The sequence below is a fragment of the Corallococcus praedator genome (genome assembly GCF_003612125.1).
Lineage (GTDB): Bacteria > Myxococcota > Myxococcia > Myxococcales > Myxococcaceae > Corallococcus > Corallococcus praedator.
Genome location: NZ_RAWI01001247.1, coordinates 1 through 412, shown reverse-complemented (window position 1 = coordinate 412; position 412 = coordinate 1). Strand labels below are relative to the sequence as shown.

Here is a 412-nt window from a genome sequence, read left to right as displayed (position 1 = left end):
GCCCTCGCCTTCGCACTCGGAGCAGCCGTCCTTGCAGCCTTGACACTTCTTGGACTGATTCATCTTGCGCTTGAGTTGATCCAGCGCCTTCTTGTAGTTCGAAAGATTGTCGCTCTGGCGAAGTTTGTCGGCATTCTTTTCCATCTGCTCGGCAAACTTCTTCATCGCTTTCGCGAGCGCCTCTTTGTTCATCTTCGACGCCGCCCCGGAGCATTCCTGCGAAGCCTCCTTCAGTTCCTCCTGTTCGTCCAGATTTCCGGCGAGCCGCTGCAGGTCCTGCGAGATCGCGTCGAACTCCTCGGCGTCGGGCGAAAGCTCACCCGCCTGCAAACCCGCCGCCAGTTGCTTGAGTTCCTGGGCGGCCTGCGAGTAATCGCCCTGGCCAAGTTTGGCGGCGAATGCCTTCAGGGCC

Annotated in this window: 1 protein-coding gene; it reads right to left on the bottom strand. The window is 59.5% G+C overall.

From position 1 onward, the window contains the following. The coding region (locus D7Y13_RS46595; RefSeq protein WP_158626256.1) for a hypothetical protein at positions 1-412 on the bottom strand (412 nt) is incomplete at both ends.